Source organism: Providencia sp. PROV032, assembly GCF_028484875.1.
In the GTDB taxonomy this organism is placed as follows: domain Bacteria; phylum Pseudomonadota; class Gammaproteobacteria; order Enterobacterales; family Enterobacteriaceae; genus Providencia; species Providencia rettgeri_E.
In genome coordinates this window covers 1-15,191 of sequence record NZ_JAMPSX010000010.1, presented here as the reverse complement: position 1 = coordinate 15,191, position 15,191 = coordinate 1, and the positions used below count along the sequence as shown (strand labels likewise).

General features: G+C 41.8%; 13 protein-coding genes. 4 read left to right on the top strand and 9 right to left on the bottom strand.

Translation table 11 applies throughout. The features are described from left to right. Positions 1-10: 10 nt before the first annotated feature. The 6 genes from nuoF to PSF42_RS08885 all read right to left on the bottom strand — a co-directional run bounded on the left by nuoF (position 11) and on the right by PSF42_RS08885 (position 6,967). Positions 11-1,369: an NADH-quinone oxidoreductase subunit NuoF gene (gene nuoF / locus PSF42_RS08910; protein WP_213912534.1), complete on the bottom strand. Its 1,359-nt coding sequence runs from the start codon at positions 1,367-1,369 to the stop codon at positions 11-13. Next, the gene (nuoE, locus tag PSF42_RS08905) at positions 1,366-1,914 is read right to left on the bottom strand and encodes an NADH-quinone oxidoreductase subunit NuoE (RefSeq protein WP_125891290.1); all 549 of its coding nucleotides are present in this window, start codon (positions 1,912-1,914) and stop codon (positions 1,366-1,368) included. Before nuoE ends, nuoF begins: the two co-directional genes overlap by 4 nt. Before the next feature lie 2 nt (positions 1,915-1,916). Further along, a complete protein-coding gene (nuoC, locus tag PSF42_RS08900) occupies positions 1,917-3,719 on the bottom strand; it encodes an NADH-quinone oxidoreductase subunit C/D (RefSeq protein WP_413776183.1) in 1,803 nt (600 codons plus the stop codon). Positions 3,720-3,793: 74 nt separating this feature from the next. Continuing rightward, complete coding sequence (locus PSF42_RS08895) at positions 3,794-4,468, bottom strand: NuoB/complex I 20 kDa subunit family protein (RefSeq protein ID WP_004912254.1); 675 nt, start codon at positions 4,466-4,468, stop codon at positions 3,794-3,796. A gap of 18 nt (positions 4,469-4,486) precedes the next feature. Continuing rightward, entirely contained in the window at positions 4,487-4,930 is a 444-nt protein-coding gene (locus tag PSF42_RS08890; RefSeq protein WP_004259806.1) for an NADH-quinone oxidoreductase subunit A, read from the bottom strand. Positions 4,931-6,043: 1,113 nt separating this feature from the next. Beyond that, positions 6,044-6,967, bottom strand: coding sequence for a LysR family transcriptional regulator (locus PSF42_RS08885; protein WP_125891291.1), 924 nt, complete (start codon positions 6,965-6,967; stop codon positions 6,044-6,046). Between the two features lie 789 nt (positions 6,968-7,756). On the opposite strand from PSF42_RS08885, the gene PSF42_RS08880 reads away from it, so the two are divergent. After that, on the top strand, positions 7,757-8,971 hold the full coding sequence (locus PSF42_RS08880) for a pyridoxal phosphate-dependent aminotransferase (RefSeq protein WP_125891292.1): 1,215 nt from the start codon (positions 7,757-7,759) through the stop codon (positions 8,969-8,971). Between the two features lie 410 nt (positions 8,972-9,381). Continuing rightward, on the top strand, positions 9,382-9,963 hold the full coding sequence (gene yfbR / locus PSF42_RS08875; RefSeq protein ID WP_272679860.1) for a 5'-deoxynucleotidase: 582 nt from the start codon (positions 9,382-9,384) through the stop codon (positions 9,961-9,963). 48 nt (positions 9,964-10,011) lie between these two features. Here yfbR and PSF42_RS08870 read toward each other — a convergent pair whose 3' ends face one another. The 3 genes from PSF42_RS08870 to PSF42_RS08860 form a co-directional block, all read right to left on the bottom strand. Next, a complete protein-coding gene (locus PSF42_RS08870) occupies positions 10,012-10,428 on the bottom strand; it encodes a hypothetical protein (RefSeq protein ID WP_125891294.1) in 417 nt (138 codons plus the stop codon). 229 nt (positions 10,429-10,657) lie between these two features. Continuing rightward, on the bottom strand, positions 10,658-12,487 hold the full coding sequence (locus PSF42_RS08865) for an SLC13 family permease (RefSeq protein WP_125891295.1): 1,830 nt from the start codon (positions 12,485-12,487) through the stop codon (positions 10,658-10,660). Positions 12,488-12,575: 88 nt separating this feature from the next. Continuing rightward, positions 12,576-13,250: a sugar phosphatase gene (locus PSF42_RS08860; RefSeq protein ID WP_125891296.1), complete on the bottom strand. Its 675-nt coding sequence runs from the start codon at positions 13,248-13,250 to the stop codon at positions 12,576-12,578. Between the two features lie 752 nt (positions 13,251-14,002). On the opposite strand from PSF42_RS08860, the gene PSF42_RS08855 reads away from it, so the two are divergent. Then, positions 14,003-14,521, top strand: a complete 519-nt coding sequence (locus PSF42_RS08855; protein WP_004246976.1) for an Hcp family type VI secretion system effector — start codon at positions 14,003-14,005, stop codon at positions 14,519-14,521. Positions 14,522-14,590: 69 nt separating this feature from the next. Further along, the coding region (locus PSF42_RS08850; protein ID WP_272679859.1) for a contractile injection system protein, VgrG/Pvc8 family at positions 14,591-15,191 on the top strand (601 nt) is incomplete at its 3' end.

Here is a 15,191-nt window from a genome sequence, read left to right as displayed (position 1 = left end):
CGCTAAATAATTACCAGCGCTGCTTCAGCAGGTTGGGCTGGATACCCGCAATCTGCACAATGTTACGCAGATCTTTTTGCGAAATACCCGCTTCGAATTCATCACGGAAATATTTGATGGCACTTTGTAGCGGTTCGACCGCACCCGGTGCGTGAGCGCAGAAAGTTTTACCCGGCCCTAAGAAGCGACACAGCTGCTCTAGGGTTTCAATATCCCCCGGCTGACCTTCACCTTTTTCCAGCGCTTGTAAAATTTTCACACTCCATGGCAAACCATCGCGGCACGGTGTACACCAACCACAGGATTCACGGGCAAAGAAGGTTTCTAGGTTACGCACTAACGAAACCATGTTGATCTCATGATCAACCGCCATCGCCAATGCAGTCCCAAGACGGCTTCCTGCTTTGGCAATATTTTCGAAATCCATCGGTAAGTCGAGGTGGTCGTTGGTCAGGAAGTCTGTCCCTGCGCCACCCGGCTGCCATGCTTTTAATTTCAGGCCATCACGCATACCACCTGCGTAATCTTCCAGCACTTCACGTGCCGTGGTGCCAAATGGCAATTCCCACAGACCCGGGTTTTTCACTCGGCCAGAGAAGCCCATCAGTTTAGTACCCGCATCTTTACTCTTACCTGCGCTTAAATCGATATACCATTGGTCTCCGTGCTCTAAAATGGCTGGCACGTTACAGATGGTTTCAACGTTATTTACGCAAGTTGGTTTCCCCCAAGCACCTGATGTGGCAGGGAATGGTGGCTTAGAACGCGGGTTAGCACGGCGACCTTCTAAGGAGTTAATCAATGCAGTTTCTTCACCACAGATATAACGCCCAGCGCCGGTGTGAACAAACAGTTCAAAATCGAAACCCGAACCGAGGATATTTTTGCCTAATAGACCTGCCGCTTTGGCTTCTTCGATAGCGCGACGTAAATGCTGCGCCGCCTCAACGTATTCACCCCGTAAGAAGATATAACCACGGTAGGCTTTAAGTGCATAAGCACCTGTAACCATCCCTTCAACTAACAAGTGAGGGAGTTGTTCCATCAATAGGCGGTCTTTATAAGTACCCGGTTCCATTTCATCCGCATTACATAAAAAGTAACGCAGTTTCATGTTCTCGTCTTTTGGCATCAGGCTCCATTTCAGACCCGTTGAGAAGCCTGCACCGCCACGCCCTTTCAGGCCAGCGTCTTTCACAAGGTTCACAACTTCATCCGGTGCCATACTTTTGAGCGCACGCTCAAGACCTTTGTATCCGTTTTTACTGCGGTACTCATCTAACCAAACCGGCTGATTGTCATCACGCAAACGCCATGTTAGAGGATGAGTTTCGGCAGTACGGATCACTGGATTAACAGAATTTGTCATGGATACTGCTCCAGTAATTTTTGAATATTCTCAGGCTGCACGTAGCTGTGAGTGTCATCATCGATCATCATCGTTGGACCCTTGTCACAGTTACCCAAGCAACAGGTTGGCAGCAACGTAAAGCGGCCATCATCTGTTGTTTGACCCGGGCGAATATTAAGCTGTTTAATGATTTCAGCTTCTAAGCCCTGATAACCTGTAATATGGCAAACAACACTGTCGCAATAGCGAATAATGTGGCGACCCACTGGTTGGCGGAAGATTTGGCTATAGAATGTCGCCACCCCTTCAACATCACTGGCTGGGATACCTAAGACGTCAGCGATAGCATGGATCGCACCATCTTCAACCCAACCGCGGTTTTTTTGCACAATTTTCAGTGCTTCAATTGAGGCAGCACGTGCATCTTCGTAATGGTGTTTCTCACCTTCAATCTCTTCGCGCTCTTTCTCGGTTAAGACAAAGCCATGATTGACTTGCGGTTCAAACACATTCACGACATTGAGCTCGTTGTGCTTCTCATTTTCGTTATGTTCATTATGCATGGTTAGCGATCCACATCCGACATTACAAAATCGATACTACCCAGATAGACGATTAAGTCTGAAACTAAACTACCTCTGATAACCGCAGGAATTTGCTGCAAGTGAGCATAGCTCGGCGTACGAATACGCGTACGGTAGCTCATTGTGCTGCCATCACTGGTTAAGTAGTAGCTGTTGATACCTTTCGTCGCTTCAACCATCTGGAATGACTCATTTGCTGGCATCACCGGCCCCCAAGACACTTGTAAGAAGTGGTTGATCAAGGTTTCGATATGCTGCAACGTACGCTCTTTTGGTGGCGGAGTTGTCAGTGGATGGTCAGCTTTGAATGGGCCTTCTGGCATATTCTTGTAACATTGTTCAAGAATACGAATACTCTGGCGCATCTCTTCAACTTTGATCATCACACGGTCATAACAGTCACCGTTATGAGCGATAGGGATATCAAATTCAAAGTTTTCATAGCCTGAATATGGACGCCATTTACGCACGTCAAAATCAACGCCTGTCGCACGTAATCCAGCTCCTGTTACACCCCATGCCAACGCCTCCTCTTTTGAGTACATTGCTGTCCCAATAGAACGACCTTTTAAGATGGAGTTTTTCAGTGCGGAAGTGACATAAGACTCTAAACGTTTTGGCAGCCAGTCTAATAATTCACGCAGCAGTTTTTCCCAACCACGCGGTAAGTCGTGAGCGACACCACCGATACGGAACCATGCAGGGTGCATACGGAAACCAGTAATCGCTTCAATCACGTTGTAGACTTTTTGACGGTCAGTAAACGCAAAGAAGACCGGGGTCATCGCACCAACGTCTTGGATATAGGTACTGATGTACAGTAAGTGGCTGTTGATACGGAATAACTCAGACAGCATGACACGGATCGTTTTGACGCGATCTGGCACTTCAATGCCTGCCAATTTTTCAACGGCTAACACATATGGCATTTCATTCACACAACCACCGAGGTACTCGATACGGTCAGTGTAAGGAATGTAGCTGTGCCACGACTGGCGTTCACCCATTTTTTCAGCACCACGGTGGTGGTAGCCGATATCCGGTACGCAGTCGATAATTTCTTCGCCATCCAATTGCAGTACGATACGGAACGCACCGTGTGAGGATGGGTGGTTTGGCCCCAAGTTCAGGAACATGAAATCTTCGTTTTCATTTCCGCGTGCCATGCCCCACTCTTCTGGTTTGAAAGTCAAGGCTTCCATTTCCAGATCTTGTTTCTGCTTAGTCAGCACAAAAGGGTCGAACTCAGTCGCACGCGCAGGGTAATCCTTACGCAGTGGATGACCTTCCCAGTTTGGTGACATTAAAAGGCGGCGTAGATTCGGGTGACCTTGGAACGTTATACCGAACATGTCCCACACTTCACGCTCATGCCAATTCGCATTCGGGAACAGTGAAACAATAGAAGGCACGTTTAAGTCTTTCTCATTAAGAGCGACTTTTAACATGATATCACGGTTACGATCGATGGAGATGATGTGATAGAAAACACTAAAATCTGCTTCTGGCAGACCTTGACGGTGAATTCGTTGACGTTCATCTACCCCATGCAAGTCAAATAACATGACATACGGTTTCGGTAATTTCTTTAGAAAATCAATCACTTCCAGCAACTGCTCACGGCGAACCCAAACCACTGGCATACCAGTGCGAGTTGCTTGAACAGAAAAGGCATCCGGCCCAAATTGATTGCGCAGTTCCAGAAGCACAGGGTCGTTTAAGTGATCCTGTGTCTGCCATCCTGGCTGGTTACTACTCGCTTGCGCTATCTGATCTGTCATCATTCTTCACCATAACGCTTGATCAGGTTTATTATTTCGCAACAACATTGCTCTGTTACGCTGTATGGCTTTAAGCCTTAAATTTCGTCTGGTGTACGCAGGTTTGTCACTGCAATACGCTCACCATGTTTTCTTTCTCTTTCTGATTGCATATTGGCACGGTAAACCCCTTGGTCTCCAACGACCCAAGACAGCGGACGACGCTCTTTACCGATAGATTCTTGCAATAGAAGCAGAGCCTGCATATAGGCTTCTGGGCGTGGTGGGCAACCTGGGATATATACATCCACAGGAATAAATTTATCGACGCCTTGTACAACAGAATAAATGTCATACATGCCACCAGAGTTGGCACATGAACCCATGGAAATAACCCATTTTGGTTCAAGCATTTGGTCATACAGACGTTGAATAACAGGTGCCATTTTTGTGAAACACGTACCTGCTACTACCATGAAATCGGCTTGACGAGGTGAAGCACGCAGTACTTCTGCACCAAAGCGGGCGACGTCATGAACAGCCGTGAACGAAGTCACCATTTCTACATAGCAACATGAAAGACCAAAGTTATATGGCCAGAGAGAGTTTTTGCGCCCCCAGTTAACCACATCGTGAAGTGCATGAGAAAGTTTCCCCATGTAAACACTGTTTTCAACTTGCTGCTCCAGTGGATCTGTTACGATTTCCTGGGTTTGCAGTGGGTAACGGTCGTTCTCACCGTTCGGATCTATGCGGGTGAGCGTATAATCCATTGTATAATGCCTCGCTTTTTACTGCGGATGACGATTGCTGATTTTAATAACTTCACTAGGATGCTTTACTTTTCCGCGGGAACGGACTGGAGTCCAATCCAATGCCCCAACGCGGACGAGATAAAACAGTCCCGCCAACAATACCAAAATAAAGATCGCGGCTTCGATGAAACCTACCCAACCGGCTTCGCGGATGGCAACTGACCATGCAAATAAGAACATGGCTTCAACATCGAAGATAACGAAAAACATGGCGACTAAGTAAAACTTAGCGGACATGCGGAGACGTGCACTACCGACCGAGTCGATACCTGACTCATAAGGAACGTGTTTTGTTCTGGCTTTGGCGCGGCTACCTAAAAAGTGACCCGCGACCAACATGAAAGCACAAAGACCGATAGTGCCGATAAGGAATATCGCAAACGCCCAGTTATGGGCTAACGCTAGGATTGATGTAGACATACTCGTTGCTTACTCATTACTTATGGTGTGTTAACTGCTCTTTTTTACATCACGGCAGTATTGCACCACAATTGCCCAGTTAATCGAGAAGAAAGACCAAAATTGATCACAAACTAAAATATCACCAAACTTAAATCAGTCTGTTGACTGCGTTTGGTTTGTCCTCTCTCATTACAATTTACCTTACTTAAATTAAGTAAAATAACCCGTATTTGTTACAAAAACTTCACACTACAAAAACAACGGAACAACAAAAAGTACCCATAATCTGCTAAAACGTGTCAGTGTAATGATACTCAAGTAAACACGCAAACTAGTTTAACTGATTATTCGTTTTTACTACACCATTATCTCAGGAAAAACCTGTCTTAACAGATGAAAAATTGCGCTTTTTATTTGATCTAACGCACACTTTTATTGAAAAAGTACTCAAATTGTTTACATAGCATTCAATTTAACTTTAAGTCTTCTTAACTCTTTTTAACGCATGACTTCAAGTAACTACCTGACATTCCAGTGCTATTTTATCTATTCAATAAAAAAACATTGTTAACAACATAACAAATCATTAACTAAACAATGAAATTCAGGTTATGCCAGCTACATCACAATTATTTCATGGTCTTTCTTATTTAACCATACTTATTAAGTGGTTAATTGTTTTTTTTATGACCAAATATCGATAAAAAATTGATAAATTTGAATTTGATAACCTATTAAAAATATCACTGAGGATTATTTAAACACCCGCAAGCACAAATTTCTCGATGCGATTTCCCAATATTGAAAATTTTGTTTCACTGTATGAGATAATCGTTTCAGTCATCGGCAGCGAGCCACGTTCATCTGCATCAAACCGCTTAACCTACTCGTGAGGGAGTCATTCATCCAATGAAAGCCATCTCAATCTCAGTAGCAGCTTATTTAGACTGTGATTAACACATTGATTTTATTTGAACACGGGCAATAACACATTGATCACAAACAAGTGATTCAGAAATAAACGGACAAAAAGAATATAAAAAAACGGCAATCCCAAAATAATTGGAATTGCCGTCAGTACACTAAATCGATTAAATATTATGCTTAATGTAATAAGTTGAATCGATTAAGTTAATTACCTTCTTCGTTGATATCCACCAATTCACTTACTGGGGTTGCAACATAAGGGATTTTTTTGTTTTCAATCGCATCGAATACCGTAAGAACAAAATCTTTTTGCTCATCTGCATTCTTATACAACCAATACTGAATATCAGGTAAACGTGGCAACCCATCAGTTTCATTCAAGATGCGTAAATCCGCATTTTGCATTTCCATAGGCCTTGCTGTTACCCCAACTTCTGCATTTACCGCTGCGCGAACAGCAGGTAAAGAAGCGGCTTCATACGCCACATGCCATGACAAACCTGCGTCATCAAGTGCACTCGTACAAAGTTTACGATATGGGTTAGTTTCGTCCATAACCACTAATGGGACAGGCTCATTAGGACGTAATTGAAAATCTGGTGCACTATGCCACAAAACAGGCACTGTTCTTAAAGCCGTTTTGGGATGATGGCTAATTCTTGCCGTTGTTAAAGCAAGGTCTATCTCATGGTTATCGAGCATTGACTCAATAAACTGAGCCCGTTTAATACGCACCTCAACCGCAATTCTTGGGTAAACAGACGCGATACGATTAAGCAAGAAAGGTAATAAGATATCGACGGTGTCATCAGATGCACCAATACGCAATTCACCATCTGCGTCATTATAAGTTAATGATGCTGTTGCATCATCATTGGCACGCAGTATTTGCCTTGCGTAACCCAGTAATTGTAATCCATGTGCAGTGAGCAACTTATTTCGCCCATGGCGAGCAAAAAGCTCACGGCCAACTAATTGCTCTAAGCGTTGCATTTGCTGGCTCACAGCAGATTGTGTTCGACAAACAGCTGCAGCCGCAGCTGCGAATGTGTTAAGATCAGCGACAGCAACGAAAGTACGTAGCAAATCAAGATCTAGGTTCATGATGGGACGATTGGAATTTATCATCGTTCATTCTCTTATATAATTTTATGTTACCTGGTGTTTCTGCTCTCCTCCATGAGAATCAGCGAGTTTATAGCGACTACTAAGCAAGTGCATTTCTAATCCATAGATCTGCAATAACTTCTCATTATTTTACTTTTTTGCACCCTGCTCGTTATTCATTGATAATAAGCCATGTGTACAAATAGCATACTTCCAAAAATCAAATAATCTTAATAAAAAGGCGAGGTTTTACTAAAAACAAGCTAAACGTGCTTTATAAGATTCGCCTAAATAGTAACATATTTAATGTAATCGCAATTATTTTAATGTAAGCACATTATAAAATTCGTTTCACTATTTTATAATAGATATAAATATCAAATAGTTAAAATTTTAAGCAGCACTTTTCGTTAAAAAAAACACCTCGAAACAATCAATATTACTAACAAAAACACACTAATTATTATAAAAAAAGGCCATTACAGCAAAAAAACCATGTCTGATTTAACCATTCAATGCTTAATATTACATTTTGATACAATTTTTCCTTCTTCAGCATTTTTATGCTTTTTTTTCTTTTTATACTCCAAAACATCAAAGAATATTAAAATTATAGTTCAACTAAATGCATATTTTAAGAACTAACAACCTACTTAAGCGATATAATAAGATACCAAACATTACATTTACGCGTAAACCAACCTTTTACACCAAAAATAACCTTGCATCTTCAAAAGCTTCTGAGGGAAGAGTACAGTAAAGGAATAAAGTCGGTTCGACCAATATAACCCTTAGGGGAATGAGATAACTATGAATAATCTAACTAAATCCAGTAAGCTCGATAATGTTTGCTATGACATTCGTGGGCCCGTATTAAAAGAAGCTAAGCGCCTAGAAGAAGAAGGCAACAAAGTCCTCAAACTCAATATTGGTAACCCGGCCCCGTTTGGTTTTGAAGCCCCGGATGAAATCCTAGTCGATGTCTTACGTAATCTGCCAAGCTCTCAAGGCTATTGTGATTCCAAAGGGCTCTATTCTGCACGTAAAGCTATCGTCCAGCACTACCAAGCTCGTGGTATTCACGAAATGACGGTAGAAGATGTTTACATTGGTAATGGTGTATCTGAACTTATCGTCCAAGCAATGCAAGCACTGCTTAATAATGGCGATGAAATGTTAGTGCCTGCCCCTGATTATCCACTATGGACTGCTGCAGTTTCCCTTTCTGGTGGGAAAGCCGTTCATTATATGTGTGATGAGCAGCAAGGTTGGATGCCTGATATTGAAGATATTCGTAAAAAGATCACCCCAAGAACGCGTGGTATTGTAGTTATCAACCCAAATAACCCTACTGGTGCGGTCTACAGTAAAGATCTATTAATGGAAATTGTCGAATTGGCTCGTCAGCACAACCTTATCATCTATGCTGATGAAATTTATGATAAAATTCTTTATGATGATGCCGTACATCACTCGATTGCTGCCCTCGCCCCTGATTTATTAACCATCACATTCAATGGGTTATCTAAAACGTATCGCGTCGCTGGCTTCCGCCAAGGTTGGATGGTATTAAACGGCCCGAAAAAACATGCTAAAAGCTATATTGAAGGTTTAGAAATGCTGGCCTCGATGCGCCTGTGTGCTAACGTTCCAATGCAGCATGCTATTCAAACTGCACTTGGCGGCTATCAAAGCATTAGCGAATTCATTCAGCCGGGTGGGCGTTTATACGAGCAACGTAATCGTGCATGGGAATTGATCAACCAAATACCGGGCGTTTCATGCGTCAAACCGCAAGGTGCTCTCTATATGTTCCCGAAAATAGATATTAAACGATTTAATATCTATGACGACCAGAAAATGATTTTAGACCTGTTATTGCAAGAAAAAGTGCTATTAGTTCAGGGGACCGCATTTAATTGGCCTGAACCCGACCACTTTAGAATTGTCACATTACCTTATGCGGACGACCTTGAAATGGCGATTAGCAAATTTGGCCGTTTTCTTGAAGGTTATCGCCAATAAAATTAGCGTCAATATATAAAATAAAAGCCTCCTATTCTGGAGGCTTTTAATATTCTAAATCTAGCCATCATTAATAGACTGTATTATTCTGATGATTAAAGAATGGAAATAAAATAAATTGCCACCAGGAAAAAACCCAATAATATAAATGGAAAATATTTCATACTGCCTCTTTATTTCTGGATTGAACATTCATTATATTTTTTTGATTATATAATTCAACACAATTAAAATATCAGTTAACTTACAATCTAAATCAGATGTTATTATTAAGATAATCTTAGTTTGATTGATAAATGTTAAAATATAATCTTTGAATAGTAACTTATTAAAAAACAATAAATTTATATCACAGTCACATTATTTCCGTTATAATTTTTGTTGTTTGCAGACACCATAAAAGAGGACTTATGAGCTACTTTTTCGCCCACCTAGCTAGAATGAAGTTAATCCACCGCTGGCCGTTAATGCGCAATGTCCGAATCGAGAATGTCTCTGAACATAGCCTTCAAGTAGCCATGGTGGCCCATGCGCTCGCAATCATTAAAAACCGTAAATTCGCAGGGAATGTCAATGCCGAAAAAATCGCATTGTATGCGATGTACCATGATGCTAGCGAAGTGATTACCGGTGACCTACCAACACCGATTAAATATCATAATCAGCAAATTGCCCATGAATACAAAAAAATAGAGAAATTCGCTCAGCAAAAGCTATTAGATATGCTCCCAGAGGAGTTACAAGAGGATTTTAAAGCGCTGCTGATAGAAGACATACAATCAGAAGAAGAGCATTTTATTGTTAAGCAAGCGGATACGCTGTGTGCCTACTTAAAATGTTTAGAAGAGCTATCCGCAGGCAACAGTGAATTTAAGTTAGCCAAAAGGCGCCTAGAAAAAATGTTAGCGGAAAGAAATAGCCCAGAAATGGAATACTTTATGAAAGTCTTTGTGCCTAGCTTTACACTTTCATTAGATGAAATTAGCAATTAGTAACTATTATAACATGTAGGAATACACTTCTATTCCTACATACATTCATTAGACCAATACTAATGGTGTACTACAGCCTGATGATGATGGGAATGCCACGTAAAGTGTTTTTGCTTCGCCATTAACACCTAATATAACTTTGTTATTATCACTTTCAGATAATGAACAATAGAACCGATTTTGGCTTTTATAGGTTTTGCCACTTTCTGTCGTCATTTTCACCCGCCAATAATCATAATTTTCTGCTATTCCATTAAGATGTGGAAATGATAACGCATGATAAACTTTTGTTTTATCAGCAATGTCCACGATAGTCTTTGAAACACTATATTGTTCTTTTCTATTCAATATACCTGATAAGAAATGAATAATTTCAACTGATACTAATCGCTCTCCCCAATAATTTTCAAAATCACAAATACCCAATTTAAATCTATATAAATCCGTATGTTTATCTTGTTGCATTTTAAATAACCTCTTTTTTATATTTCACAGAGTCAGTTTTAGTCAACTGTAAAAAATATTAGTCATTTATTCCTATTGAATAAAAAAATTCATTAAGAATAACTTGATGCTATCAAAAGAAGTTTTTTTTCCAATCTTAATTGGAGTAATAAATTAATATTTTATAACGCACTCTATAACTGATTAAATAACTCAGTTATAGAGCCGATGTTTATATCGTATTTTAAATTTAGAAAGGAAATAAAATGGGAATGACTGCAATACTAATGAACATCACAATAATGGTAAAAGGCACTCCAATCTTCAGAAAATCAGAAAACTTATAACCACCAGGACCAAGAACTAAGGTATTCACGGGGGAAGACACTGGCGTCATAAAAGCAGCTGATGCCGCAATACCAACAACCATGGCAAATGGCAGCGGTGAAACCTCCATTTGACGTGCTGCGGCAATTGCAATTGGCGCCATCAATACCGCTGTTGCAGTGTTGGAAATAAACAAACCAATCGTGGCGCAAAGAATAAATAAACACAGCAACATAACATGCGGCCCTAACCCCCCAGCTATCTTCATTAATGCATCAACCGCAAGTGCTATCCCGCCCGTTTCTTGCAATGCGAGCGCAAAAGGCATCATCCCAACAATCAATATAATACTCGGCCAGTGAATGGATTTATACGCGCTTTCCATGTCGATACAGCGAAATTTTCCCATAAGCAAACAGGCAATCAGCGCAGCAATAAAATTAGGAATTTCATTGGTCACCATCATCGCGACCATGAGCGCCAAACAAAATAAAGCATGAGGAGCTTGAGAGGCGGCAGGTGCAACAGCCTCGACTTCAGCAGCGAGATTCAGGACAATAAAGTTACGCGGCTTTGTTGATAAAATCCGAATTAATTTCCAGTCACCAATGACTAATAAAATATCCCCCAGCCTAAGCGGTTCATCAACTAACTTTCCATCCAATGCTTTACCATCACGGCGAATACCAACAACGTTCAAACCATAACGAGTACGAAATTTAATATCCTTTAACGATTTACCCAATAGTTCGGAATCTGGGTTCATCGATACTTCAGCCATGCCTACGTCTCGTGATTGCTCTGAAAAATAATCACCTCGCAAAATCATGGGTTCAAGGAGTTGTTCGCTACAAAACTGACGTAAGTCGTCATCACTCACAGAAATATCAATTAATAAGACATCTCGCTCGCGTAACTCCGTTCCCCCCGTAGCGCTGACCATCACACGACGGAATTTACGCCAACGCTCTATCCCTACCACGTTAGCTTCGTAACGAGAACGAAGATGCAGCTCATCAAGAGTATGGCCAATAAGTGGGGAACCTTTGCGGATAGCAAGACGGCGAGCTCTGCCCGTCAGCTTGTAATCTCGAATTAAATCACGGAAAGTACGCTGATATTTAACTGGTTGTTTATCAGTTTCATTACTGCCTAGCCAACGCCTTGTCAGCCACATGTAGGCGATACCCGCAAATAAAATTAAAATACCAATCGGGGTAATAGAGAAAAATTGAAAGCCTTTGATCCCTTCTCGTACCAATTCACTGTTCACCACCATATTAGGTGGCGTTGCTACCAATGTCATCATCCCACTGATTAACCCGGCAAAGCCTAATGGCATCATTAACCGGCTAGGGGATGTTTTCATGCGTGAGGCGACACTTAAAACAACGGGGATAAAAATAGCCACCACCCCCGTAGAACTCATAAAAGCCCCTAGCCCAGCGACGGTAAGCATTAAAAAAACTAACATTTTGCTTTCGCTGCTTCCTGCAACGCGAACAAGCCAGTCTCCCATTTGATAGGCTATCCCTGTGCGAACAAGGCCATCACCGATGACAAATAATGCGGCAATTAGCAAGACGTTAGGGTCAGCAAAACCGGCGGTAGCTTGTTCTAGCGTTAAAGTATCGCTCAAAACAAACGCGACAATGACAAGTAACGCTACCACATCCATACGGATCTTATTTGTGGTAAATAAAACTATCGCAATTAATAGGAGGGTCAAGACCCACAGCAATTCTCCGTTCAAAATATCCCCTTTCGACGAAAAAAAACATTGCTAAGAATTTTATTCAGTTAAGCATGTTTTGCGGAGAATTTCTTTGATTAAATCACCATTAGGTCAAATTAGACACGAAAAGTTCATAATCACCATTATTGTCAGGCCCCGTAACAGAGATTTGTGCTAATGAACTCACAATTACTTGGATTTCATCACGACGTGGCATGCCTTCTGGCGCATGGACTGCGACCACTTGGCAGCCTGCCGTTAATGCAGAATGGATGCCTGCCTGCGCATCTTCAAAGGCAATGCAGGATTTTGCAGGAAGAGAAAGTGCTTGAGCCCCAAGTAAAAACGGCTCGGGATCAGGCTTCCCATTTGTGACTTTCTCAAATGTCACCCAGTGCTTAGGTTCTGGTAGGCCTGCCGCTTGCTGACGACCATGTGCAATTGGCACTGTACCAGAGGTAACAATGGCCCACGGAGCCCCGATTTCATTTAAACGTGATAGCAAGGCAATCGCGCCAGGCAAGGCAACAACGCCCTCCACATCTTCGCTTTCCATTTTTTCTAACCAGCGAAAATAACCCATAATTTCTTCATCACTCGCCTCGGGTAAAAAATGGCGCAAACTGGTCATTGCAGGTTTACCATGAATATAGCTAATAACTTCGTCCGCACTTTTACCAATACGCTCACCAAATTTGCACCAGCAACGTTCAACAACTGCGAGTGAATCCGCTAACGTACCGTCTAAATCAAATAGGAACCCTTTTGCCTTTAATTTCACATCTACCCCTTTAATTTTGCAATTCGCATAACATAAAAAGTTGAATCGATTCTAGCCCACTAGTTAACGCTAAATAGACGCCCATACGCAACCTCAATATTAAAAATAGTTAAGAATTGAGCCTAAGACGTAAACTTGAATGCACGAGGGCTGTTGATCTTTGTGTTTTTTGAATGATTTGAACGACATGTTGATTTCTGTTGTATTTGCTTTTTTACGAAATCATTGTGAAGCGTCTATATTATTCCGAAAACATACAAATTTACAGTTTGCTAAAGTACCTTTCGATATTAATCACTAGTAATTGCGCAGTACCTAGTTAAATACACTATCAAATTAGACCGTTAATTTCATTGATAGTGAAATTAGTTGACGATTTTCATTTTAATTGTTTTAAATCAATGCATTACATCAAGCCTATCGGCTGTAATATTTAGTAACATAGTTTATTTCTATGTACATTAGAACTTACTGGGCTTATCGTGGTTTAGTCTGTTTTTTGTCCGATGATTATTCTGTTTTTACTTATTTGGGGTGTTTTTGTTAGCATTATATAGCGATATTTCAACCAGTTTACGCTAAGTCACTTATCCTAGAGAGATACGTAAGTAGTACGTGTATTTACACGCTATTCATCTGCTTTTATCATCCTTAACTCAAATCTTACCGTGCGCACGGGCTGAGATGACGGAAATTAATCGATAATTATGTCGACTTAACCCAATTTGTCATTCTGGATAAAGGATATCGCTATGCCAACTCCATGTTATATTTCCATTGAAGGAAAAACCCAAGGCAACATCACTGCCGGTGCATTTACGGCGGATTCTGTGGGCAACATCTATGTACAAGGTCATGAAGACCAAATGTTAGTGCAAGAGTTTTCTCACGTTGTGACTGTGCCGACTGACCCACAATCCGGTCAACCTTCAGGCCAGCGTGCGCATAAACCGTTTCGTTTTACCGTGGCGTTAAACAAAGCCGTTCCGCTGCTGTATAACGCATTAGCGTCTGGCGAGATGCTGCCGAAAGTGGAACTGAAATGGTACCGCACATCGGTTGAAGGTAAACAAGAGCATTTCTTCACCACCACACTGACCGATGCGACTATCGTTAATATCGATTGCCAAATGCCACACTGCCAAGACCCGGCGAAAGCGGATTTCACGCAGTTAATCGAAGTGTCTCTGTCTTACCGTAAAATTGACTGGGAACACACCGTTGCAGGCACCTCTGGTGCGGATGACTGGCGTGCGCCGCTCGAAGCATAAGTTCAAATTTAGCGAGCCTTTCGAGGCTCGTTTGCGTTTTTAGCTTTTTCTCCTGTAGAGGAAACTCCCATGTCTTGGAAAGACCCCAATAAAAACAAACGACTTGGCAGCCCCGAAAATAACCCACTTATTCACGGTGGCGGATACACGGGTGGCAGAACCTATGCACAGGACCAAGCCTTGCAAGAAGCTCATGGGCAACTGCTAGACCGTATTATGAATGGCGAAATGGGGACGGGATTAGTATTTACCTGCACGATTGGTGGACTCCCTGAAAATACGTTTCAAGTGACCCAGTTTGATTTGCAAGAAGGGCTTTCCCAACTCTTTTCATTGTCGATTCAGGCGGTCAGCCCGTTACCCGAGATTGATTTTCAAACGGTACTGGGTGTGGCCTCCTCGCTGACCGTAAAACGAGATGGAAAAATTCTTCGCACGGTGCAAGGTATCTTAGCGGGGGCTGAACAAGGCAATACCGATGGGGTTAAAACCTGGTATCACTTTGTGATACGCCCTGAAATGTGGGTGATGACGCTTAAGCAAGATAGCCGAATTTTCCAAAATATGACGGTGCCAAACATTCTTGAGACGCTATTAAGCGAGTCTCACATCAAATTTGACAAGCAGTTTTACCACCCCGAAGAGCATCTGAAACGCGAGTACATCACCC

Excerpts from the sequence above, each read along its gene's own strand:
- PSF42_RS08885 (WP_125891291.1), bottom strand. The coding sequence starts at position 6,967 with ATGATAAATTCCAATCGTCCCATCATGAACCTAGATCTTGATTTGCTA.
- nuoC (WP_413776183.1), bottom strand. The coding sequence starts at position 3,719 with ATGATGACAGATCAGATAGCGCAAGCGAGTAGTAACCAGCCAGGATGG.
- nuoE (WP_125891290.1), bottom strand. The coding sequence starts at position 1,914 with ATGCATAATGAACATAACGAAAATGAGAAGCACAACGAGCTCAATGTC.
- PSF42_RS08890 (WP_004259806.1), bottom strand. The coding sequence starts at position 4,930 with ATGTCTACATCAATCCTAGCGTTAGCCCATAACTGGGCGTTTGCGATA.
- PSF42_RS08895 (WP_004912254.1), bottom strand. The coding sequence starts at position 4,468 with ATGGATTATACGCTCACCCGCATAGATCCGAACGGTGAGAACGACCGT.
- PSF42_RS08870 (WP_125891294.1), bottom strand. The coding sequence starts at position 10,428 with ATGCAACAAGATAAACATACGGATTTATATAGATTTAAATTGGGTATT.
- nuoF (WP_213912534.1), bottom strand. The coding sequence starts at position 1,369 with ATGACAAATTCTGTTAATCCAGTGATCCGTACTGCCGAAACTCATCCT.
- PSF42_RS08855 (WP_004246976.1), top strand. The coding sequence starts at position 14,003 with ATGCCAACTCCATGTTATATTTCCATTGAAGGAAAAACCCAAGGCAAC.
- PSF42_RS08880 (WP_125891292.1), top strand. The coding sequence starts at position 7,757 with ATGAATAATCTAACTAAATCCAGTAAGCTCGATAATGTTTGCTATGAC.
- yfbR (WP_272679860.1), top strand. The coding sequence starts at position 9,382 with ATGAGCTACTTTTTCGCCCACCTAGCTAGAATGAAGTTAATCCACCGC.